This window comes from Rhizobium sp. NLR16a, from assembly GCF_017948245.1.
Lineage (GTDB): Bacteria > Pseudomonadota > Alphaproteobacteria > Rhizobiales > Rhizobiaceae > Rhizobium.
Map to the genome: position 1 here is coordinate 382,996 of NZ_CP072868.1, position 22,286 is coordinate 405,281.

Genomic DNA, 22,286 nt, shown 5'->3' on the forward strand with positions numbered 1-22,286 from the left:
CGCAAAGCGCCTCAATCCATGGCGTGGATATCCCTGTTCTTCGTTTCGGGCAGGAAGATCAGGCCGATCACCAGCGTGATCGCCGCAAAGACGATCGGATACCAAAGACCGTAATAGATATCACCCGCGGCAGCGCTCATCGCGAAAGCCGTCGCTGGCAGCAGGCCGCCGAACCAGCCGTTGCCGATATGATAGGGCAGCGACATGCCGGTGTAGCGGATGCGGGTCGGGAAGAGCTCGACCAGGAGGGCCGCGATCGGGCCATAGACCATCGTCACATAGATGACGAGGACGAACAGGATGGCGATCGTGCCGATCCAGTTGACCCGGGTGGGGTCAGCGGTCATGGCGAAGGCGCCGCCATTGGCGATGTTGTAGACTGCCATGTCGGTGACGCCATTGGCCTCGTCCGCCGTTAGCAGCTTGCCTTCGACCAGCTTGGCTGCCGGCACGGTTTCCTTGTCGCCGGCGCGCACCGCATCGGCGTTGAGCGCCAGTTCCGGATTGGCGGCGATGAAGGCATCGAGCTTGCTATCCGGCACCTTGGCGGCCCCGCGCTTCAGCGGATAGCCGGCATCGTGGAGCGCAATGTTGACGCCTTTTTCGAAGGCGGCGGTCATGCCCTTCGCCTTGTCGCCGGCAGCAACAACGTCGAAGCTGGTAATCGTACCGTTACCGACCTTCACCGTCGCCGGCTGTCCGGCGGGACCAGGCACGACGTCATAAGGCACCGAGTTCTTCGTCAGGAATGCTGTCGCCACATCGCAGGAACTGGTGAATTTCGACGTGCCCGTCGGGTTGAACTGGAATTTGCAATCCGACGGATCGGCCGTGACCGTTGCGCGGATCGACGCCTGCGCTTCGGCAAGTGCGGGGTTCGCCGTCCAGGTCATCGCCTTGAACAGCGGATTATAGGTCACCGCCGCGATGAGAAGGCCTGCCATGATGATCGGCTTGCGGCCGATCTTGTCGGAAAGACCGCCGAAGATGACGAAGAACGGCGTGCCGAGGAAGAGCGCAATGGCGACCATGACATTGGCCGAGAACAGATCGACCTTGAGCACGTTCTGCAGGAAAAACAGCGCATAGAACTGGCCGCCATACCAGACGACCGCCTGGCCCATGGTGGCGCCGAGAAGGGCGATGAGCGCGATCTTGGCGTTCTTCCATTGCCCGAAGGCTTCGGTCAGCGGCGCCTTGGAGCCCTTGCCTTCCGCCTTCATGCGCTGGAACGCAGGCGATTCGTTCATCTTCAGACGGATCCAGACGGAAATGCCGAGCAGCACGACTGAGACCAGGAACGGAATGCGCCAACCCCAGGCTGCGAATTGAACCGGGCCCATCAGGGACTGGACCAGGATGATGACGATCAGCGACAGGAACAGGCCGAGCGTCGCCGTCGTCTGGATCCATGAGGTGAAGTAGCCGCGCCGTCCATTCGGCGCATGTTCGGCGACATAGGTTGCCGCGCCGCCATATTCACCGCCGAGCGCCAGACCCTGCAGCAGACGCAACCCGATGAGAATGATCGGGGCTGCGATGCCGATGGTGGCCGCACCCGGCAGGATACCGACGAGGAAAGTCGACATGCCCATGATCAGGATCGTCACCAGGAAGGTGTATTTGCGGCCGACGAGATCGCCAAGACGGCCGAACACCAGGGCGCCGAAGGGACGCACCAGGAAGCCGGCGGCAAAGGCGAGCAGCGTGAAGATATTGCGCGTTGCCTCGGGGTATTGGGTGAAATAGGTCGCGCCGATATAGGTGGCGAGCGAACCGTAAAGATAGAAATCGTACCATTCGAAAACGGTGCCGAGCGAAGAAGCGAAGATGACCTTCTTCTCTTCGCCCGTCATCGGACCGGCCTTCGCGCCGTCGATGCTTGCGACATTTGCCATTGTCTGTCCTCCACAGAGTGATGAGCAACGCGCGCGACCTACTCTCCTCAAAGCAAATCCCCGGCCGCGACACGCCTGACGAGAGTGTGCCAGAAAACATGGCCCGCAAAGAGAGAGGCTTTGGGATTATGACTTTAGTCTAATGGCAGCGCTTTTGGCGGGCGGGAAGTCGTCTGCTGGCTCTGTTCACGCCCTCAGCGCCTGCGCCGGCGATTGCCGGTAGGCGAGCACCGCCGGCAGTGCGGCGAGCAGTGCGGAAAAGGCGAGCAACACCCCTGCAAGCCCACCATCTTCGCGGGCGAAGCCGACGGGCATGGCGATGCCGCTCGTTTGCGAGAACATGCCGGACAAGCCAAGCGCCGCGGCAAATCCAAGCCCGAATCCGAGCGCGATCCCAACTGCCACGAGCGCGAAGAATTCCAACCAGACGATGCCGAAGATCGCACTTCGTGGGGCGCCGAAGGCCCTCAATGCGCCGATCTGGCGGCGGCGCTGACCGATATGGATGACCGTGACCAACACCAGCGAGGCTGCGACGAGAGCCTGCGCGCCGGAAGCGACCGCGACGAGGATCTGCTTGGCGTCGCCGAGCGTGGCATAAAGATTGGTCAGCACCTCGCCGGGGAAGACGGCGACGGTATTGCCGCTGCGATAGTCCTGCCGCAGCTTGTAGGCATCGGCGATCGTCTTCGGCTTGACGAGGATGGCGGGAAGGCCGGGAGCATTCGCGGCCCATTTCTCGTCGAGCACGGCAGCCGGGTCGATTTCGCCATGATGTTCCTGATGCGCATGCGCGTCGTGATCGGCGCTCGCCGGCTCATGATCGTCTCCAGGCTCCTCGTGTTCCTCCTCCCCAAGGCCATGGATATGCCAGACGGCCTGGATCGGAACGAGAATGGCTCGGTCCCAGGCTGTCCCCGTCGACCGCAGGCGGCCGGCAACGTGGTAGACGAGTTCGGTGTGGGTCTCGCCGCCTTCTTCCGCTAGGCCATGCCTCGGCTTGATCTCGCCGCCGAGCGAAAGCTTGACGGCCGAGCCGATCACCGCCTCTCCCTCGCGGGCGAAAACCTTCCCCTCGGCAAAGCCGCCCGACAGCCTGTCCGCCAGGGTCGCAGTCGTGCCGACGATCGGATAGGCGGAGAACGAGTCGCCGAAGCCGATCGGTGCCGCCCAGTCGACACGGGGATCGGCGGCAAGCCTGGCCAGCACCTCGCCCGGCATCAGCGGCAGGGGCGAGGGCTGCAGGAAGACGGAGGATAAAACGAGCTGTGTCTCGCTGCCGCCGGCGCCGATAACGAGATCGAACTTGTCGGCGGCGCGGGCGCTGCCGAGGCGAAGCGCTCGCTCCTGCAGGACAACGGAGACGCCGAGCGCCGTCGCAAGCGCCACCAGCAGCACCACCACCAACGACCCCGCCCAGAGGCGGCGAAGATCGGAAAGGATGAAGCGGATCATGCAGCCTCTCCCGCCGTTGCCGCGGAATCGTCGCTGATCCGGCCCGAGCCGAAGGTGATGCGCCGGTCGAGCCGGCTTGCCAGGCGCTGATCGTGCGAAACGACGATCAGCGTGCTGCCCTCGGCAATGGCAAGATCGAGGAGGAGATCGCCGACGGCCTCACCGCTTTCGGCATCGAGGCTCGCGGTCGGTTCGTCGGCGATGATGACGCCGGGCTTGCGCAACAGCGCCCGGCCGATCGCCACGCGCTGCATCTCGCCGCGCGACATTGTTTCGATCTTCTGGCCCGGGCGGGAAAGACCGACAGTGGTCAAAAGCACATGCGCCCGCTCCATGACGTCAGCTGTGGCGGCCCTGGCAAGCCGCGCCGGCAGAAGCACGTTTTCCAGCGCCGACAGGCCCGGGAAAAGATGGAACTCCTGCATGACCAGGCCGATATTGGCAGCGCGGAACCGGTCGCGCCCGCTTTCGGAAAAACTGGCGATATCCTCGCGGTTCCAGCGGATGCGGCCTTGGCGTGTCCGCTCCAGCCCGGCAATGATGTTGACGAAGGTGCTCTTGCCGGAGCCGGACGCTCCCGTGATGGCGACCCTGCTGCCGGCCTTGATCGACAGGCGGCCGATTGCCAGCGCCGGCGAGGACAGGCCTGGAAAGGTGATGGCAAGGTTTTCGATATCGAGAGCGAGCATATCGGTTCAGACAGCGGAATATTCGGCTTGGCGGATGCGCAACAGACTGACGAAGCCGGTTTCCGGATCCGTCCAGGAACCGTATTCCAGCGTGCCGCGCACTTCGATCGTCTGGCGCGGCTGCACGAATGTCTGCTTCTCCGCGAGATACACGACGACGATATTATCCGGCCAATCCGCATCCGAAGAGCAGAAGGGGCAGAGCGACATTGGCACCTCGGTCAGCACGAAGAACTGCGCCTCGGCCTTCAGTGGCGGCGCCATGAAGCCTTTCATGCTGATGTCCTGGCCGGCAAGACGCTTCACCTTGTCGGAGAATTCGAGGCCCAGCACGCCGAACTTGCCGTAGAGCTCGTCGAAGGAAAGCGATGGCTCGACAGCGCGACCAGCAGACGCCGTAAAAGGGAACGCAATGGCGGCGGCGATCAACCGTCGGCGGCTGAGATGCAGCGAAGGGAATATATCCATGGTGATCTCCAGGAAGCAAATCCCGGCCTCTAGCATCGGCCCGAAATCGGAACGATTTTCGAAAGCACGATGCTAGCTTCAAAGTGTTACAGCGTCCTTTTGCGCGTCTGAAAGACGCGCGGCGCTGTAAGCGGCCGGGATAGATGATCGACGAAAGAGGCAAGGCCGGCAAGCTGCCCCGCAGGATCGGTTTCCGATCAGTTCGTCTGCTTGGCGCCGAGCGCGAAGGCGTCGGCGAGCACACGGTAGACGTCGCTCTGTTCGAGGTAGCCATGGAAGCCTTCAGCGCCCGGGCCGGCCGACTGCAGGACGACGTCGTCGACCGCATGAACGCCGCTCTCGCTGCTCTTCGGAAGATTGCCCTGCACGAAGACGGCGCCGGGAACATCCTTATACTGCTCGTTGGCGACATATTCCTTCTTTTCGTTCTGGACAGCCGGAACGAAGGGACCGTCGAGCTTCGGACGGAAGGTCTCGTAGTGATCGGGGCCATTGTTGGCACTCAGGAACAGGCGGCGGCTGACGTCGATCTTGTCGGGATAGCCGTCGCCATTTTCGTCCTTGTAGTTCGAGAAGCCGGCTTCGGCATAGGTGCCAACCTTTTCGCGCATTTCCGTACCCGGCTTCTCGTCATCGACGGTTCCGATGATCGAAACACCATGCGTGTGGTCGCCGGTAACGACGATCAGCGTGTCCGGATGCGCCTTCTGGAATTCGCGGGCAACGCCGATCGCCTGGTCGAATTCGATGGTATCGACAACGGCGCGATCCCAATCGAGCGGATGGGACATCTTGTCGATCGAGGAGCCTTCAACCATCAGGAAGAAACCATCCGGATTCTTGGAGAGGCGGTCGAGCGCGGCCTTGGTCATGTCGACGAGGCCCGGCTGGTTCGGGAACTTGTCGACAGTGCCCTTCTTCAGGAATTCGCGGTCGAGCGTCACGTCCATATTGCCGGTGTGGAAGAGACCGAGGAGATTGCCTTCAGCCGACGCATTGGCGGCGAGTTCGTTCTTGTCGGTCGCAAGCTTGTAGCCGGCATCCTGGAACAGCTTGATGTAATCCTGATTGTCCTTGCGCTTGGAACCGGCGACCTCCTTGCCGAGGAAATAGGCCGAGCCGCCGCCCAGCAGGACTTCCGGCTTGACGTCGAGCAGCATGCCGACGACGTCGGCCTTGTCGCCGCGGTTGCGGGTATGGGCAACGACAGCAGCCGGCGTAGCGTCTTCGACTTCAGATGTCGCAACGATGCCGATCGACTTCTTCGTCGTACGGCGGACGGCTTCGCCGAAAGTTTCGACACGCGGATCGTCGAGCGAAGATGGTGTACGGTCCGCGTAGACGCCGATCGCGTTGACGGCTGTCTTATGGCCGGTCATGAAGGCCGACATGGTGTTGGCCGAGTCCGTGGCAACGGCATTCGTCGCCGACGTGCCGATGAAAGCCATGCGATCGAGATCGTCCATGTTCAGACGGCCATTCGCCTTACCTTCGGTCATGCCCTTGGACATGATGCGGGCGGCGGTGCGATGCGCGACGGAAAGCCCGTCGCCGAGCATGAAGATGATATTCTTGGCCTTCGGCTGGGCAGCGGTTTCGTAAACGTTCCAGGTGACGGACTTGGTTTCGTCGCCGGCAGCGACTTCGATCTTGTAGTCGCCCGGAACGGAAATCTTCAAGCCGCGCAACAGCAGAGCGGAGCCGAGAGCCTTGTCTTCCTTGCCCTTTTCCAGCTCGATGAACTGCGCTTCGCCCCCGAGAACGCTCTTGTAATCCTGGCCGTTGACCGTGATCTTCACGTCCTCAGGCTTGACCTGCTTGTTGAGCTCGACCTTGAAATCGAACGGCGAGCCGACAAGGATCGTGGCGCGATCGAGCGGATAGACCGTCGTCGCCTGAGCGGCGCCCGCAAGGATGGTGGTGGCCGCAAAGGCGGCAAGAAGCGTACGCATGGAAAACCCCCGTTTTCGGTGCAGACATTGACAACCGAGCCGGGATACCTCCCTGGGATGACAGCGGCATGACAAAACGTCGCAGCATCGCGGCGGCCGCTTTCGCCCTCCGCCTCCGAGCGCAAAAACCTTGACTCCTGTGGAAAACCTTCTAAGAGCAACAGCGGAAAAGGAATCTCCATGGTTCGCGACGAACACGCCATTGCCGCATGCAATGACCGGGCACAGGTTGCCGGGGTGGACATTGCCGTTCCGGTTTCTGCCAAAACCAAGGCCAAAACGACGACGAAAACCGTCTGACGTCTCTGGCCTGCCGCTCTCTCCCCGGCTCGGCTGGGGACAGGAAGACGCGATCCGTCGCGCCTTCCCCTCACCGGACAAGAGGAGAGAAGAGAAAGAGAGCTTGAGAAATGGGTTTCAAAGTAGCAATTGCAGGAGCCACCGGAAATGTCGGCCGGGAGATGCTCAACATCCTCTCCGAACGCGGCTTCCCCGCCGATGAGGTCGTGGCGCTCGCCTCCTCGCGTTCGCAGGGCACTGAGGTGTCCTACGGGGACCGGACGCTGAAGGTCTCCAATCTGGAGAATTACGATTTCTCCGATACCGATATCTGCCTGATGTCGGCCGGCGGCGAGGTCTCGAAGAAATTCTCCCCCAAGATCGGCCAGCAGGGCTGTGTCGTCATCGACAATTCCTCGGCCTGGCGTTACGACGCCGACGTGCCGCTAATCGTGCCGGAAGTGAACCCGGACGCCGTCACGCAGTTCACCAAGCGCAACATCATTGCCAATCCGAACTGCTCGACCGCGCAGCTGGTGGTTGCGCTGAAGCCGCTGCACGACTTCGCCAAGATCAAGCGTGTCGTCGTCTCCACCTATCAGTCGGTCTCCGGCGCCGGCAAGGACGGCATGGACGAGCTCTTCAACCAGACGCGCGCCGTATTCGTTGCCGATCCGATCGAGAACAAGAAGTTCACCAAACGCATCGCCTTCAACGTCATCCCGCACATCGATAGCTTCATGGAAGACGGCTACACCAAGGAAGAATGGAAGGTGCTGGCCGAGACGAAGAAGATGCTCGATCCGAAGATCAAGGTGACCTGCACGGCGGTGCGTGTGCCCGTCTTCATCGGTCATTCGGAATCGGTCAACATCGAATTCGAGAACGAGATCACCGCCGACCAGGCCCGCGATATCCTGCGCGATGCCCCGGGCTGCCTCGTCATCGACAAGCGCGAGAACGGCGGTTACATCACGCCTTATGAATCCGCCGGCGAAGATGCGACCTATATCTCGCGCATCCGCGAGGACGCGACGGTCGAAAACGGCCTCAATATGTGGGTGGTCTCCGACAACCTGCGCAAGGGCGCGGCGCTGAACGCCATCCAGATCGCCGAGCTGCTCGTCAATCGCGGCCTGGTCAAGCCGCGCAAGCAGGCAGCCTGATACCATTTGTAAACCATAAGATGTTAAAGCCCTGCTCGTTGAGTGGGGCTTTTTCCGGGGCAAATACGACTGTATAAGCGCTCGCTAAACGGTGATCGTGACAAAATCGCGAGTGGCTGGCATTCTCTTGCCCGCTTAAAAACTATGCAGATCGAGAGCGGGGTTTCTCAATGCGCATGACAAAGTTGTTTCTGGCGGCCGCTGCGGCAATGGGCGTCCTCCACGCGGTACCGGCGTTCGCGCAAGGACTGCAATGTGGCAATACCAGCGCCGGCTTCGACGCCTGGGTCGCCGATTTCAAGCAGACGGCAGCGGCCAATGGCGTCAGCCAATCGGTGCTCAGCCGCGCCTTCGCCAACGTCAACTACAACAAGCCGACGATCGCCGCCGATCGCGGCCAGAAAAGCTTCAAGCTCTCCTTCGATGCCTTCATGCAGAAGCGCGGCGGTGCCGCCGTCATTTCCCGCGGCCGGTCGATGAAAGCGGCCAACCAGGCCCTTTTTTCCTCGATCGAACGCCGCTTCGGCGTTCCCGCCGGTCCGCTGATCGCAATCTGGGGCATGGAGACCGGTTTCGGCAGCTATATGGGCAACCAGCATACGCTGTCGGCTGTGTCGACCCTTGCCTATGACTGCCGTCGTTCGGACTATTTCACCGATCAGCTCTATGCTGCGCTTCAGCTGGTCTCCGAAGGTTATCTGAGCCCGCAGGCCAAGGGTGCCGCCCATGGTGAAATCGGCCAGACGCAGTTTCTGCCACGCAACGTCGTGCGCTTCGGCGCCGACGGCGACGGCGACGGCCGGGTCGACATGGTCGGCTCCCGCGCCGATGCGCTGGCCTCGACCGCAAATTTCCTCAAGGGCCACGGCTGGCGTGCCGGCGCCGGCTATCAGCCGGGAGAGCCGAATTTCGCTGCGATCCAGGGGTGGAACGCCGCCAGCGTTTATCAGCAGGCGATCGCCTATATCGGCCAACAGATCGACGGCGGCAGATAAGCCTTCATTGACAGCCAGGCTTTTGGAAACGCCGCTGCGAACGCGGCGTTTTTCATATGCGGGAATCAAAACTGCCGCCCGATGCCGTCTTGCGTCGCTCCTCCTGCGGCGGGGCCGGCACGACCGGCCCCGACACGACGCAATTGCGGCCGGAAGCCTTGGCGGCGTAGAGCGCGAGATCGGCGCGTTTGACCAGATCCTCGAAGTTCCGGTTGGCGGCGTCGTTTGCCCGGCCGGCGCATCCGAAGCTCGCCGTGACCTTGAGGAAATCGCCACTCGCAAGCGGGATTTCCGCCGTCTCGATCGCCCGTCGCACGCGCTCGGCGACGATTGCGGCTTCGTCGGGCGTCGAATCCGGTAAAAGAGCCAGGAACTCCTCGCCCCCATGGCGCACCAGGAGATCGAAGGAACGAAAATTCTGGCGCGCAACGCCGGCAACGTGCCGAAGCACGGCGTCGCCAGCGTCATGGCCATGGACATCATTGATCTTCTTGAAATGATCGAGATCGAAGAGAACGACGGAAATCCAGTGCGAGCCGTGCTCGGCCTGCGTAAGGAGCGCCGAGGCGGCGACCTCGAAGCCGCGCCTGTTGTAGAGCCCCGTCAGAAGATCGGTTTGAGCAGCGTTACGCAACTCACCCACCAACGTTTCCCGGTCCCGAGTAAGCTTGTCGATCAGCCGAAGCCCTCTTGCCGCCAGTACCATCACCAGCGTGGCGAGGATGAGCAGGCCTGCACACAGCGCCAGAATCTGCGTCAGGTGTATGTGCGAGAGGGTAGAAAACTGTTCGCCAGTCTCGTGAATATCACTCGCGGCCTCCACCATCTTTTGCTGAAGGAAAGCCATGCGTTCGCGCTGTGCGGCCGCCCAGGCGTCGCCCATTGCGCGCGACGGCCGCGAGCCGGCGAGAATGGCGTCGGTGATCGCATTCGCCTTCATCTGGTCGCTGCGACCGAGATAGGCAACGATGTCGCGCACGACCGGCGCTGAGGAATGGAAGACCATGTGATCCATGCCGGCACCGAGCATGGTCTTGCCCTGAATGAACAGTTCAATCGGAAATCTGGCGGAAACGTCTTGATCGAGGTAGCGGGTGCCAATCCCGGTGATCAACCTTTCGCCGTAGTAGGTGAGCAGGATGCCCATCAACTGGTTGGATTTTTCAAGCAGCACCGGGTCGCTGATCAGCGGTGAAAGTGCGTCGACGACGGCAAGCTGCTTGAGAGCCGCATACCAGTAGATGGAGCCGGGGTTGCTGCCGGAGTAACGGCCCTGGTCGACGGCGCTTCGCGCGGCGATGATGCGGCTATAGGCAAGGCTGAGGGCCGCCAATTCATCTGCAAGCCCTTGATCGAGCGTATCGCGCGACGGCAAGCTGGCATAGAAAGCATGGCGTTCGCGATCCAGCGTCAGCCGGCTTTGCTGCATGTCGACAGCAGTCCCGCTGCTGGGATGCGCGAGATAGCGGCGAGTGGCATCGATTTCGCTCAGGATTTCCGTGGCCGCGATCGACCCGCCGCGCGCAAGTACGTCGGCGAACCGCCGGTCGTTCTCGAGATCTCGGTATTGCAAGATGGAAGTTCGGAGGACAAAAACGCCTTCAATGAGCATGAAGACGAAGGGCAGCAGGATGGCGGCCAGGATAACCTTTTTGATGGTTTCAAACTTCATCGCCAATCGCCACGTAATCAAATGCCGGTCGTGTGCAGCCGATTAGAAGCTTAACAGCAATCCTTAAAAAACTGATAAACCGGTCCGCTCCTAGATTTCGGGACGGATGAAATCGCGTGTTTCAGCGTCCATGACCCAGAGCTCGCCGGTCGAGATATCGAACCAGGCGCCATGAAGGTGCATTTTTCCTGCGTCCTCGAGCGCCTTTATTTCCGGGAAGGTTCTGAGATTGTTGATCGAATTGCGGATGGAGACACGCTCCAGCGCCGTCTGTCGCTCAGCCTCGGTCATCACGTCGTTGCTCTGGATTTGTTCGGCTGCGGGTTTGACCAGCGACATCCACCGACCGATGAAATCGCCGGGCGACAACGGCTCGGCGTTCGGATCGAGTGCCGCGCGGATGCCGCCGCAACGGCCATGGCCCATTACGACGATGTCCGAGACCTTCAGCGCCTGCACGGCAAATTCAAGAGCGGCCGATGTCGAATGGAAATGACCGTCCGGCTGGTAGGGCGGCACCATATTGGCAACGTTGCGGATGACGAAAAGCTCGCCCGGGCCGGCATCGAAGATCAGCTCGGGAGCCGCACGTGAGTCCGAACAGGCAATGACCAGCGTGCTCGGGTTCTGGCCGTTTTCAGCAAGTTGCCTATACCTGTCGCGGGCGTCGGCATAACGCCCGTTCATAAAGTTGCGATAACCGTTCAGAAGGGTGTTTGGAAAACGCTGCATGCCTCTGGATTAGCGCGCGCGGAAGACAAGATCAACTGCCGCACCGCAAAATGCGCACATTGACAAATGCGTCATTTTTTCCGCCGCTGCACCGGGTGCACGAGCCGGCGCATCTGCACCATGGCCATCGGCGTCGACAGGCTGAGCGCATCGCTGGCCAGCATCAGCTCGTTGCTGCCTCGCTTGACCGCACGCGCAAGCACTTCGAACACGCTGGCGGTGGCAAGCTGCAACGCCTTTTCATCCTCGAGGCCGGAGAGCAGGCGCGACAGGAAAACGGCGGCCAGCAGGTCACCGAGACCATTCGGCGGGTTCTCGACGACGCGGTGCTCGGCAAGAAGCGCGTGGCGGCCGGAAAGGTAAAGATTGCCGGTACCGCCCGCCATCATCGGGACCGCCGAGGTGACGAGCATGCGTGACGGCCCAAGCGCCAGCGCCGCCTCCATGATTGCGCTGTTGTCATCGAGCGCTGCTCCCGACAGCCAGGCGAGCTCGTACCGGTTCGGCGTTGCGAGCGACGCGAGCGGAATGAGATGATCCCGAATGGCCTCGGCCGTCGCTTCCGGCACGTAGAGGCCGCCGAGGTCGCCCATGACCGGATCGCAGACATAAAGCAGTTCGGGATTGTTTTGCCGGAGCGCAGCGATCAGCCGAGCGACCGAGCGTGCCTGGGCGGCATTGCCGAAGTAGCCCGAAAGCACCGCCCTGACTTCGCCGATCCAAGGTGCGCGGATCAGATCGTCGATCGCCGCATCGAAATCCGCTTCGGCAAATGTCAGCCGCGTCGAACGGCCATGGCCGGGATGCCAGGGCAGAACGATCGTCGGCAGTGCCCAGACCGGATGGCCGAGCGTCTCCAGCGCAAACACCGCCGCCCGATTGCCAACCGAGCCACGCACGACATGGCTGGAAATAACGATGACTGCGCCCGCTGCATTTTCCGACATTAAACCGAGGTCCGAATGATGATGGCGTTTGATGATCTTTTTGACGCCGGGCTGTCAACCATTCTTCACGTGAGCGTGGAAAAGTGCGGCGGAAGAGAAAACAAAAAGAGAGCCGTTCACGCTTGTTTTGGCTACGAAATCGGAAAAATCTCCGACATTTCCCCATCTCCGGCGTCAAAAAAGCATCAAAACCATCCGGCTGGCCCCCATTTTAGAGATTTTTTCGAAGAATCTTCTGCTAGCTTGCAGAAAATCAGTCTATTGCGGGAGGCGATCCATGGCTGCCAGAAACAATCCCAAACGAGAAAAACAGATTGAGGGCGCGCGAAAGATCGCCAGGGAGAGGGGCGAGGCCCATCTCGATCCGGAAATTCTCTTCGGCCGGGCAAGCAATGACGATCTCGAACGCTACACGCCCGAAATGCTGGCGCTTTCTGCCGTGCATTCGGCAAAAGAACTTGCCGCCTGGAACGCCAAGACGCCGCGCGTCAGCATCGACACCATCGGCGGTGTGACGCCTGACGGCATTGCCGTCTCGGTGCTTTCGGTGACCGACCGGAATATGCCCTTTCTCTATGAATCGGTCATGGGAGAAGTGACGAGCACCCATCGCGATCTCTTCATGGCCGTACATCCCATCCTGGTGATGGAAGGAGACAAGGCTCCCGGGCTCTATTCCGCCGACCAGCCGAGCGATCCCGCCACGCGGGTCAGCCATATCCAGCTTCATATCGCGCCGCTCAATTCCAACCAGGCGGCCGATCTCGTCAAACGTATCCAGATGGTGCTCGAACAGGTCCGCCTGTCGGTTTCGGACTGGAAGCCGATGCTTTCCAAGCTCGACGGGGTGATCGCCGAGCTTGCGGCCAACGGCGCCGGCCGCAGAAAGGCTGAACACGCCGAGGCGATCGCCTTCCTGAGCTGGCTGCGCGACGAGAACTTCACCTTCCTCGGCATGCGCGAATATATCTATTCCGGCAAGGGTGCCGACGCCAAGGTCGAGCGGGACAAGGGGGCGGGCCTCGGCATTCTCTCCAACCCCGATGTTCTCGTGCTGCGCACCGGTAAGGACGCCGTGACGACGACTCCGGAGATCCTCGCCTTCCTCGACGGCCCCGAGTTCCTGATCGTGACCAAGGCGAACGTGAAATCGATCGTCCATCGCCGCGCCTATATGGATTATATCGGCGTCAAGCGTTTCGACGCCGCGGGCAACGTCACCGGCGAACTGCGCATCGTCGGCCTCTTCACCTCGACGGCCTATACGTCGCTCGCCTCGGAAATCCCGCTGCTGCGCTCCAAGATCGAGAAGGTGAAAGAGCATTTCGGCTTCGACCCGATGAGCCATTCCGGCCGCATGCTCGACAACACGCTGGAATCCTATCCGCGCGATGATCTTTTCCAGATCGACACGACATTGCTTGCCAGCTTTGCCGAGCAGATCAACGATCTCGCCGACCGGCCGCGTGTGCGCGTCCTGCCGCGCATCGACCATTTCGACCGCTTCGTCTCGGTCATCGTCTATGTGCCGCGCGAGGAATATGACTCGATCGTGCGCGAGCGGATCGGCACCTATCTGAAGACGGTCTATGACGGCCGTGTCTCCGCCTATTATCCGGCTTTCCCCGAAGGCGGCGTTGCCCGCGTGCATTTCATCATCGGCCGCTCCGGCGGCAAGACGCCACGCATTCCGCAGGCAAAGCTTGAGCAGACGATCCGCGAAATCACCGCCCGCTGGGACGACCGTTTCGAAGCGCTCGCCGGATCGAAGTCGCCGAGACTATCAGTCGATCAGGCCTTCCAGGATTCCTTTAGCCCTGAAGAGACCGTGGCCGACCTCGCCGATATCGGCGCCTGCGCCGCCGGCGAGCCGCTTCGCATCCAGTTTTATCATCGCCACGAACAAGAGGGCCGCGTGCTCTCGCTGAAGATCTTCCATGCCGGCGGCCAGCTGGCCTTGTCGCGCCGCGTGCCGCTTCTCGAGAACCTCGGCTTCAATGTCGTCAGCGAACGCACCTTCGACATTGGGGTACAGGTCGCCGATGGCCCAACCCAACTCGTGGTGCTGCACGACATGGAACTCGAAACCCGCAGCGGCAGCGATATCGACCTGCATCGTTATGGCGCTGCGCTCGAGGAAGCCTTCGTCGCCGCCTTCGCCGGCACGCTCGACAATGACAGCTTCAACCGGCTGATCCTTTCGGCAGGGCTCTCGGCGCGCGAAGCCAATGTGTTGCGCGCCTATGCCCGTTATCTCCGCCAGGCCGGCATCGCCTATTCGCAGGATTACATCGCAACGACGCTCGATAAATATCCTGGTGTGGCCGCCGCCATCTTCCGGCTGTTCCACGACACGCTCGACCCCAAGCTTGCCGACAAAGCCCGTCTCAAGAAGATCGCCGACCTGCATCAGGCGATCGAGGCCGAGCTTGCCGACGTGCCGAGCCTTGACGACGACCGTATCCTGCGCCGCTACGTCAACATCGTCGACGCGACGCTGCGCACCAACTATTTCCAGAAGAACCCTGACGGGTCGCCGAAAGCCATGCTGGCCTTCAAGCTCGATCCGAATCTGGTCGACGGCTTGCCGCAACCGAAACCCTTCCGCGAGATGTTCGTCTACGGCGTCGAGGTCGAAGGCGTGCACCTGCGTTTCGGCCGGGTAGCGCGCGGTGGTCTGCGCTGGTCGGACCGCGCCGAGGACTACCGCACCGAGGTGCTCGGCCTGGTCAAGGCGCAGCAGGTGAAGAACGCCGTCATCGTCCCGGTCGGCGCCAAAGGCGGCTTTTACCCGAAAAGGCTTCCGGTGGGCGGCAGCCGCGACGAAATCTTCAATGCGGGCCGCGAGGCTTACAAGACCTATATTCGCACGCTGCTTTCGATCACCGACAATATCTCCGGCGCCGAGGTCGTGCCGCCGAAGGATACGGTAAGGCTCGATGGCGACGATCCCTATTTCGTCGTCGCCGCCGACAAGGGCACCGCGACCTTCTCCGACACCGCCAATGCGTTGGCGCAGGAAGCCGGCTTCTGGCTGGACGACGCCTTCGCCTCCGGTGGCTCGGCCGGCTACGACCACAAGAAGATGGGCATCACCGCCCGGGGCGCCTGGGAAACCGTGAAACGCCATTTCCGCGAAATGGACATCGACATCCAGACGACGCCCTTTACCGTCGCGGGCGTCGGCGACATGTCGGGCGACGTCTTCGGCAACGGCATGCTGCTCTCCCCGAAGATCCGGCTCGTCGCCGCCTTCGATCACCGCGACATCATCATCGACCCCGATCCCGATATGGAAAGGACGCTGGCCGAGCGCCAACGGCTCTTCAACCTGCCGCGCTCGAGCTGGCAGGACTTCGATAAAAACGTGCTTTCGAAGGGCGCGATGATCATTTCGCGCGCGGCGAAATCGGTGACGCTGACGCCGGAAGCGGTAAGTGCGATCGGCATCGACAAAGCCGTGGCCACGCCCTTCGAGATCATGACGGCGATCCTGAAGAGCCCGGTCGACCTGCTCTGGTTCGGCGGCATCGGCACCTATGTAAAAGCGCCGTCCGAAACCGATACCGAAGTCGGCGACCGCGCCAATGACCCGATCCGCATCACCGCGGCGGAGGTGGGCGCCAAGGTGATCGGCGAGGGCGCAAACCTCGGCGTCACCCAGAAAGGCCGCATCGCCTACGGCCTGAAGGGCGGGCGCTGCAATTCCGACGCCATCGACAATTCGGCTGGCGTCAACACCTCGGACGTCGAGGTCAACATCAAGATCGCGCTGGCGGCGGCCCTGCATGACGGGCGGCTGACGCGGGCAAAACGCGACCAGCTACTTTCGTCGATGACCGGTGAAGTCGCGGCCCTGGTCCTGCGCAACAACTATCTCCAGTCGCTGGCGATCTCACTGACGGAGCGCAAGGGCACGGCCAACGGCCTGGAACTCGGCCGCTTCATGAGCGTGCTCGAGGGGGCCGGTCAGCTGAACCGCAAGGTCGAGACCTTGCCCGACGACCAAACTCTTGCCGAACGTTATGCGGCCGGCAAGCCGCTGACGCGGCCGGAAATCGGCGTGCTGCTGTCCTATGCTAAGATCGTGCTCTTCGATGCGCTTGCCGCGAGCGACCTGCCCGATGACCCTTATTTTGCGGCGACACTGTCGAATTACTTTCCCGTCAGAATGCAGAAGTCGAACGCCGGCGATATCGCCGGCCACCGCCTGCGGCGCGAAATCATCGCGACCGTGCTTGCCAATGAAGCGATCAACCGCGGCGGGCCGAGCTTCACCATTGCCATGATGGACGCAACGGCGGCTTCGGCGCCGGAGGTGGTGCGCGCCGCAATTGTTGCCCGCGACGGTTTCGACCTTAACCGGCTCTGGGCCGAAACGGACGCGCTCGACGGCAAGATATCGGGCGGGGTGCAGAACCGCATTTACGAGGAAATCAGCCACAGCTTTATCGTGCTCACGCGCCTGCTGTTGAAAACCGCCATGACCAAAGCCGATATGGCCGAGGTGATTAGCCGGCTGCGGGCGGCTCTGAAGAAGTTGAGGCCTGCTTTCGCCGAACAGGCGGCCGGCGATGCTGCCGCGCGCCAGTCGGAATATGCCGAAGCGGGCGTGCCTGAAAAGCTGGCAGCCGAAATCGCCAACCTCCAGAGCTTCGCGCTGGTGCCGGAGATCATGCAGATTGCCGAGCGCACCGGCGAGCCGCTGGTGCGCGCGGCCGAAAATTATTTTGCCGTGTCTAAGACCTTTCGGATCGCGCGGTTGCTCGCAGCCGGCGGCCGGATCCTCACCTCCGACCATTACGAAAATCTGGCGCTGGCGCGCAGCATCGACCAGATCGCCAGCGCCCGGCGCGATATCGTCATCTCGGCGCTTTCCGATCACGGCAAGGAGAAGCTGCCCGTCCAGGCCTGGCATGCGCAGGATCGCGTCCGCATCAACCGCATCGTCGAGGAGCTTTCGAGCCTCAGCGATAGTGGCGATCCCAATCTTGCGCGCATCACTGTTGCCGCAGGCATCCTGACCGATCTTGCGCGCGACCGGGCGAGGTGAGACAGTCCGCGAAAAAGGAGCGGATGTTGAATCGCATAGACTGGACAGGAACGCAGCCGCCGAAAGCCACGGAGAAGGGCATCTGGGCGTGGATGTTCTTCGATTGGGCGGCCCAGCCTTTCTTCACTGTGGTCACCACCTTCATCTTCGGGCCCTATTTCGTCTCCCGCCTGACGGATGACCCGGTGTCGGCGCAGACGACGTGGAGCAACATGGCGACGATTTCGTCTGTGATCATTGCCCTGCTCTCGCCCGTTCTCGGCTCGATCGCCGACCAGTCCGGCGCGCGCAAACCGTGGATCGGCTTCTTCGCCATCATCAAGATAGCCAGCCTCTTCGGCCTGTGGTTCGCAGCCCCCGGTTCGCCTGTCCTCTATCCCGTGATCTTTATGATCCTCGCCTCGGTTTCAGCCGAGTTTTCGATCGTCTTCAACGATTCGATGATGCCGCGGCTGGTCGGCAAGCACGAGGTCGGCAAACTCTCCAACACCGCTTGGGGGCTCGGTTACCTCGGCGGCATGATCGTGCTGATTGCCGTCGTTACGCTTCTGGCGGCAAGCCCGGAAAGCGGCAAGACCGTTCTCGGCCTCGATCCGCTTTTCGGCCTCGATCCCAAGACCGGCCAGGACGCACGCATCACCGGGCCGATCTCAGCCGTCTGGTACCTGATTTTTATCCTGCCGATGTTCTTCTTCACACCCGATGTTCGCAGAGGCCTGCCCTTCGGCACCGCCATCCGCGCCGGCCTGCGGGAACTGAGAAACACGCTCGGCGAACTCAAGGAACGCCGCGGCACCCTGAAATTCCTGATTGCCCGCATGATCTATCAGGATGGCGTCAACGGCCTGTTGATCCTCGGCGGCGTTTTCGCCGCCGGCATGTTCGGCTGGGCGACGATCGAAATCGGCCTCTACGGCATCATCCTGAACGTCGTCGCGATCTTCGGCTGCCTGATCGCCGGCCGGATCGACAAAGGCGTCGGTTCGAAAGTGACCGTCGCCATCAGCCTCACCATGCTGCTTCTCGCCACCATCGGCATCATCTCCACCGGGCCGGGCTACACCCTGTTTGGCCTGATGGCGCTGCCGACGGCCGATTCCGGCGGCCTCTTCGGCACCGCCGCGGAAAAGGCCTATATCCTTTACGGCCTGCTGATCGGGCTCGCCTTCGGGCCGGTGCAGGCCTCGTCGCGCTCTTATCTCGCGCGCAGCGTCAGCCTTGAGGAAGCCGGCCGCTACTTCGGCCTCTATGCGCTTTCGGGACGCGCCACCAGTTTCATGGCGACGCTGCTCTTCTCGCTGGTGACCTATATGAGCGGCTCAGCGCGGCTCGGAATGGCAACGCTGATCCTGTTTCTCGCTGGCGGGCTGGTGCTGCTGGTCCGCACGCCTTATCCCGCCGACCGAGCCTGACAATTCTCCGGCACGTGTCAGTGCCGGAAATGGCGCATGCCGGTGAAGACCATCGCGACGCCGTGTTCGTTGGCGGCATCGATGACCTCCTGGTCTCGCATCGAACCGCCCGGCTGAATGACCGCTGTCGCCCCTGCGGCGATCATCGACAGAAGACCATCGGCAAATGGCAGGAAGGCTTCGGAAGCAACCGCCGAGCCTTGCGTCATCGGCGAGGGGAGGCCAAGCGCCTTGGCGGCCTCTTCGGCTTTCAGCGCGGCAATGCGGGCGGAATCCACCCGGCTCATCTGGCCGGCGCCGATTCCAGCCGTCTGGCCATCCTTGGCATAGACCACGGCATTCGATTTGACATGTTTGCCGACTTTGAAGGCAAACTTCATATCATCAAGCTCCTGCGCCGTCGGCGCACGCTTGGTGACGACCTTGAGCTCCAGATCCTCGATCATGCCGTTGTCGCGACTCTGGACGAGCAGGCCGCCGGAAACGGTCTTCGCCGTCAGTCCTGGGGCGCGCGGATCGGGCAGGCCACCGGCCGACAGCAGCCGCAGGTTCGGCTTGCGAGCGACGATAGCCCTGGCCTCCTCGGTGACATCGGGCGCGATGATCACTTCGGTGAAGAGCTTGACGATCTCCTCCGCCGTTTCGGCATCCAATATCCGGTTGAGGGCGATGATGCCGCCGAATGCGGAAACGGAATCGCAGGCAAGCGCCCGCTGATAGGCTTCCACCAGGCTCGAGCCGGTGGCGACGCCGCAGGGATTGGCATGTTTGATGATCGCGCAGGCGGGCGCCTTTTCCGGCAGGAATTCGGCGACGAGTTCATAGGCGGCATCGGTGTCGTTGATATTGTTATAGGAGAGCTGCTTGCCCTGCAGCAGGACGGCCGTCGAAACGCCCGGGCGCTTCTCGCCCGTGACGTAGAAGGCCGCCTTCTGGTGCGGATTTTCGCCGTAACGCATCTCTTCCTTCAGCACACCGCCGATGACGCGGTGGCGCGGCGTGTCGATCGCCAGCGCTTCGGCAAACCAGTTGGAAATCGTGGCATCATAGGCCGCGGTTCGGGCATAGGCCTTGGCAGCCATGCGCTGGCGGAAGGCATAGGCGGTCTTGCCGTCATCCGCCGAAAGCTGCTCCTTGAACTCGGCATAATCGTCTGGGTCTGTCAGGATGGTCACATAGGCATGGTTCTTGGCCGATGCACGGATCATCGCCGGACCGCCGATGTCGATATTTTCGACGGTCGTCGGATAATCGCCGCCGGCCGCGCGTACCTCTTCGAAAGGATAGAGGTTGATGACGGCCAGATCGATGCCCTCGATCCCGTGCTTTTTCATCGCTTCCTGGTGTTCGCCGTCATCGCGGATCGCCAGCAGGCCGCCATGCACGATCGGATGCAGCGTCTTGACGCGCCCATCCATGATCTCGGGAAAGCCGGTGATCTCGGAGACGTCGGTGACCACCAGACCGGCAGCGGCGATCGCCTTGTAGGTGCCGCCGGTCGACAGCAGCCGCACGCCTCTTTCGGACAATGTCCGGGCGAGCTCGACGATGCCGGTCTTGTCGAACACGGAGAGGAGTGCGGTCTTGATTTCGACCTTGTCCGGGGCGGGGATCTTTTTGGAAATGACGGCCATGAACCTTCTCCGTTCGGGCTTCGGAAGATATCCGCTAGAGCATGAGGCCGAAAAGTGTAAGCGGCTTTCGGACGAAATCTGCCTTAGGGACGTTTTCTTGCTGTCGCCGCGTTAGCACAGCTTTGACGTCACGCAAACAGCGCTGATGCTCTGCCTTTCGATTTAGTCCCGAATTTGAATTTTGGCCAGTTGGCCGTCCCGTCTAAGCTTTACGGGAGAGGAACCAGCGGATCTCCGTCTTCTCGGCCAGATCGAAATCGATCTCGATCTGGTCCGAGCCACAAATGCCGGAGCTGTCGGCAAAGAAGATGTCCTCGGAAACCAGGACTTCATTTCCGGGCGCGGAAAACAGCCAGCTTTCGCCGTCCGGCGCCATCAGCAGCACGGATTCTCCATCGCTCTGCTGCAGAACGATGGAAGGATGAATATGAAAACGGGCGACGGCCTTCAGGGGGTCGTCACTTTCATATCCTTCACGCCGGATGAGCCGGTCGTGGCCTGTCACCATCGAACCCGCAGCATTGAGCGTCAGCTCACGCTCGTGCAGCACGCCGAACAGCTTGAGATAACCGTCATGGCTGAGCTTGATGCTGTCGCGCCCATCCTCCGTTTCGACACGTTCGACGGTGACGGTCTTCACCGGTTCGGTGATTGCGTGATCGAGGAAAGGCGAGCGTGAAAAACGGCTGGATGAGGTGTCGTTGAGGATGACGGTCGAATGCGCCGCGGTCGTGCGCGCCATCTGCACATAGCGGTGTCCGGCAAATTTCGGCGAGCCGGAATTGACGATGAAGCGATGGCGGCCGGACGACATTTCGAATGAAAGGCTGCCGGCATGCGCGGTGCGCACTGCGCCGCCCGAAGGCGGCGTCCCGGTATCGGCGATTATGACGGTCTTGCCCCCGGAAAGCCGCTGATAGCGCGACTGCGGCAAAGCCTTGAACGGCTGGCCGGCGGTCTCGTCATATCTGAGCACCGACATCAGCTCATTGGCGAGCGTCGAGGTTGCGCCGTTGAAAAGCGCCAGGTCCCCGTCCTGATGCCGGAAAAACCGCAAAGCGGGATACATGCGGTCGATGCCGGAGATCAGCTTCTGCGGCAGGTCATGGCCGAGATTGACGTAAGTCTGCCGCAGCGGCAGCAGGTCGAGCAACAGTTCCAAGCCGATGCGCGGGTTGCGCGAGATGTGGCCGCCATCCGGCAGAATCTGGCTATCGAATTGACGGTCGAGCGCCTGCGCCGCTCTCCGAAGCGTGGAGGCGCGGGCCGGCATGGCGACGGAGGCCATGGCGAGCGCGATGCGTAGCCGGAACAGCTCCAGACCGCCAAGCGTATAGGGCGCCACGCGATGCAGGAACCTGACCTGGAAAGCGAGCGACTTCATGAAGCGCCGATAAAAGCCGCGATCGGCGTTCTGCAGCACAACAGGCGAATGTGACAGCCAGGCAATGACGCGCTGGGCGGTGACGTCGGTCTCCCAGGCAATTCCTTCCATGCGGCCGGCATGGATGGAAAGCCAGCTGTCGACGATCGCTCGGGCAACCGCCGCGCTGCGTTCCGTCTTGTGCGCACGCATGTGCCGCAGCCAGCCGAAGCTGTGCAGGCGGGTCGCAAAGGGCCGCGAAGGCAGGGTGAAGGTGAAGGGCGATTTGCCGTTCGTTTCCAGCATGCGCCCGGCCAGGAGGAAACGTCCATTGAGAATTTCGTCCGCCACATGTGAATCGATGCCGCGAAGATCGGTCGGGGCGACGATCAGGCGCTCGGGCGGTTTGATCGAATGGCGAATGAGCTTCAGGCGCAGCAACGCGACGCGGCGCAAGGCGCGCCGCCAAGCCTCCCGAACATACATGCTCGCAAAACGCCGACCGGACTGCATATTCTATTGTCTATTGACCCTCATGGTTAAGAATAGGTGAAAAGCAGCCGATTTCATC

The 22,286-nt window shown here is 61.7% G+C and carries 15 protein-coding genes and 1 pseudogene; 6 read left to right on the plus strand and 10 right to left on the minus strand.

The window, feature by feature from the left end:
* Nucleotides 1-11 precede the first annotated feature (11 nt).
* The 5 genes from J7U39_RS26550 to J7U39_RS26570 form a co-directional block, all read right to left on the minus strand.
* Nucleotides 12-1,898, minus strand: coding sequence for an MFS transporter (locus J7U39_RS26550; RefSeq protein ID WP_210632764.1), 1,887 nt, complete (start codon nucleotides 1,896-1,898; stop codon nucleotides 12-14).
* Between the two features lie 186 nt (nucleotides 1,899-2,084).
* On the minus strand, nucleotides 2,085-3,353 hold the full coding sequence (locus tag J7U39_RS26555) for an ABC transporter permease (protein WP_210632765.1): 1,269 nt from the start codon (nucleotides 3,351-3,353) through the stop codon (nucleotides 2,085-2,087).
* Nucleotides 3,350-4,042: an ATP-binding cassette domain-containing protein gene (locus J7U39_RS26560; RefSeq protein WP_210632766.1), complete on the minus strand. Its 693-nt coding sequence runs from the start codon at nucleotides 4,040-4,042 to the stop codon at nucleotides 3,350-3,352. Before J7U39_RS26560 ends, J7U39_RS26555 begins: the two co-directional genes overlap by 4 nt.
* Nucleotides 4,043-4,048: 6 nt before the next feature.
* The gene (locus J7U39_RS26565; RefSeq protein WP_210632767.1) at nucleotides 4,049-4,510 is read right to left on the minus strand and encodes a hypothetical protein; all 462 of its coding nucleotides are present in this window, start codon (nucleotides 4,508-4,510) and stop codon (nucleotides 4,049-4,051) included.
* Between the two features lie 197 nt (nucleotides 4,511-4,707).
* Nucleotides 4,708-6,462 (minus strand): alkaline phosphatase, encoded by a 1,755-nt coding sequence (locus tag J7U39_RS26570; protein ID WP_210632768.1) that lies wholly within the window; start codon nucleotides 6,460-6,462, stop codon nucleotides 4,708-4,710.
* A 96-nt stretch (nucleotides 6,463-6,558) separates the two neighbouring features.
* Here J7U39_RS26570 and J7U39_RS32285 point away from each other — a divergent pair.
* From J7U39_RS32285 to J7U39_RS26585, 3 genes and pseudogenes are all read left to right on the plus strand, one after another.
* Nucleotides 6,559-6,762 (plus strand): annotated as a pseudogene (locus J7U39_RS32285) (hypothetical protein); the annotation flags it as partial.
* A gap of 110 nt (nucleotides 6,763-6,872) precedes the next feature.
* Nucleotides 6,873-7,907, plus strand: a complete 1,035-nt coding sequence (locus tag J7U39_RS26580) for an aspartate-semialdehyde dehydrogenase (protein ID WP_210632769.1) — start codon at nucleotides 6,873-6,875, stop codon at nucleotides 7,905-7,907.
* A gap of 170 nt (nucleotides 7,908-8,077) precedes the next feature.
* Nucleotides 8,078-8,902 carry a lytic murein transglycosylase gene (locus tag J7U39_RS26585; RefSeq protein WP_210632770.1) on the plus strand — a complete coding sequence of 275 codons (825 nt, stop codon included), beginning with the start codon at nucleotides 8,078-8,080 and terminating at the stop codon, nucleotides 8,900-8,902.
* A gap of 52 nt (nucleotides 8,903-8,954) precedes the next feature.
* Here J7U39_RS26585 and J7U39_RS26590 read toward each other — a convergent pair whose 3' ends face one another.
* The 3 genes from J7U39_RS26590 to pdxY form a co-directional block, all read right to left on the minus strand.
* Entirely contained in the window at nucleotides 8,955-10,574 is a 1,620-nt protein-coding gene (locus J7U39_RS26590) for a GGDEF domain-containing protein (protein ID WP_210632771.1), read from the minus strand.
* Between the two features lie 90 nt (nucleotides 10,575-10,664).
* The gene (locus J7U39_RS26595; protein ID WP_210632772.1) at nucleotides 10,665-11,306 is read right to left on the minus strand and encodes a carbonic anhydrase; all 642 of its coding nucleotides are present in this window, start codon (nucleotides 11,304-11,306) and stop codon (nucleotides 10,665-10,667) included.
* A gap of 71 nt (nucleotides 11,307-11,377) precedes the next feature.
* Complete coding sequence (gene pdxY, locus J7U39_RS26600) at nucleotides 11,378-12,253, minus strand: pyridoxal kinase PdxY (RefSeq protein ID WP_210632773.1); 876 nt, start codon at nucleotides 12,251-12,253, stop codon at nucleotides 11,378-11,380.
* A 15-nt stretch (nucleotides 12,254-12,268) separates the two neighbouring features.
* Here pdxY and J7U39_RS26605 point away from each other — a divergent pair, with 15 nt between their 5' ends.
* The 3 genes from J7U39_RS26605 to J7U39_RS26615 are packed head-to-tail and all read left to right on the plus strand — an operon-like array spanning nucleotide 12,269 to nucleotide 18,718.
* Nucleotides 12,269-12,571: a hypothetical protein gene (locus J7U39_RS26605; RefSeq protein WP_210632774.1), complete on the plus strand. Its 303-nt coding sequence runs from the start codon at nucleotides 12,269-12,271 to the stop codon at nucleotides 12,569-12,571.
* Nucleotides 12,531-17,306: an NAD-glutamate dehydrogenase gene (locus tag J7U39_RS26610; RefSeq protein ID WP_210632775.1), complete on the plus strand. Its 4,776-nt coding sequence runs from the start codon at nucleotides 12,531-12,533 to the stop codon at nucleotides 17,304-17,306. The genes J7U39_RS26605 and J7U39_RS26610 overlap by 41 nt, the downstream gene beginning before the upstream one ends.
* A 23-nt stretch (nucleotides 17,307-17,329) precedes the next feature.
* Nucleotides 17,330-18,718 carry an MFS transporter gene (locus J7U39_RS26615; protein WP_210632776.1) on the plus strand — a complete coding sequence of 463 codons (1,389 nt, stop codon included), beginning with the start codon at nucleotides 17,330-17,332 and terminating at the stop codon, nucleotides 18,716-18,718.
* A 17-nt stretch (nucleotides 18,719-18,735) separates the two neighbouring features.
* On the opposite strand, the gene purH is transcribed toward J7U39_RS26615, so the two are convergent.
* Together purH and J7U39_RS26625 are read right to left on the minus strand one after the other, a co-directional pair.
* Complete coding sequence (gene purH / locus J7U39_RS26620) at nucleotides 18,736-20,352, minus strand: bifunctional phosphoribosylaminoimidazolecarboxamide formyltransferase/IMP cyclohydrolase (protein WP_210632777.1); 1,617 nt, start codon at nucleotides 20,350-20,352, stop codon at nucleotides 18,736-18,738.
* A gap of 202 nt (nucleotides 20,353-20,554) precedes the next feature.
* Nucleotides 20,555-22,228: a heparinase II/III family protein gene (locus J7U39_RS26625; protein ID WP_210632778.1), complete on the minus strand. Its 1,674-nt coding sequence runs from the start codon at nucleotides 22,226-22,228 to the stop codon at nucleotides 20,555-20,557.
* Nucleotides 22,229-22,286 lie beyond the last annotated feature (58 nt).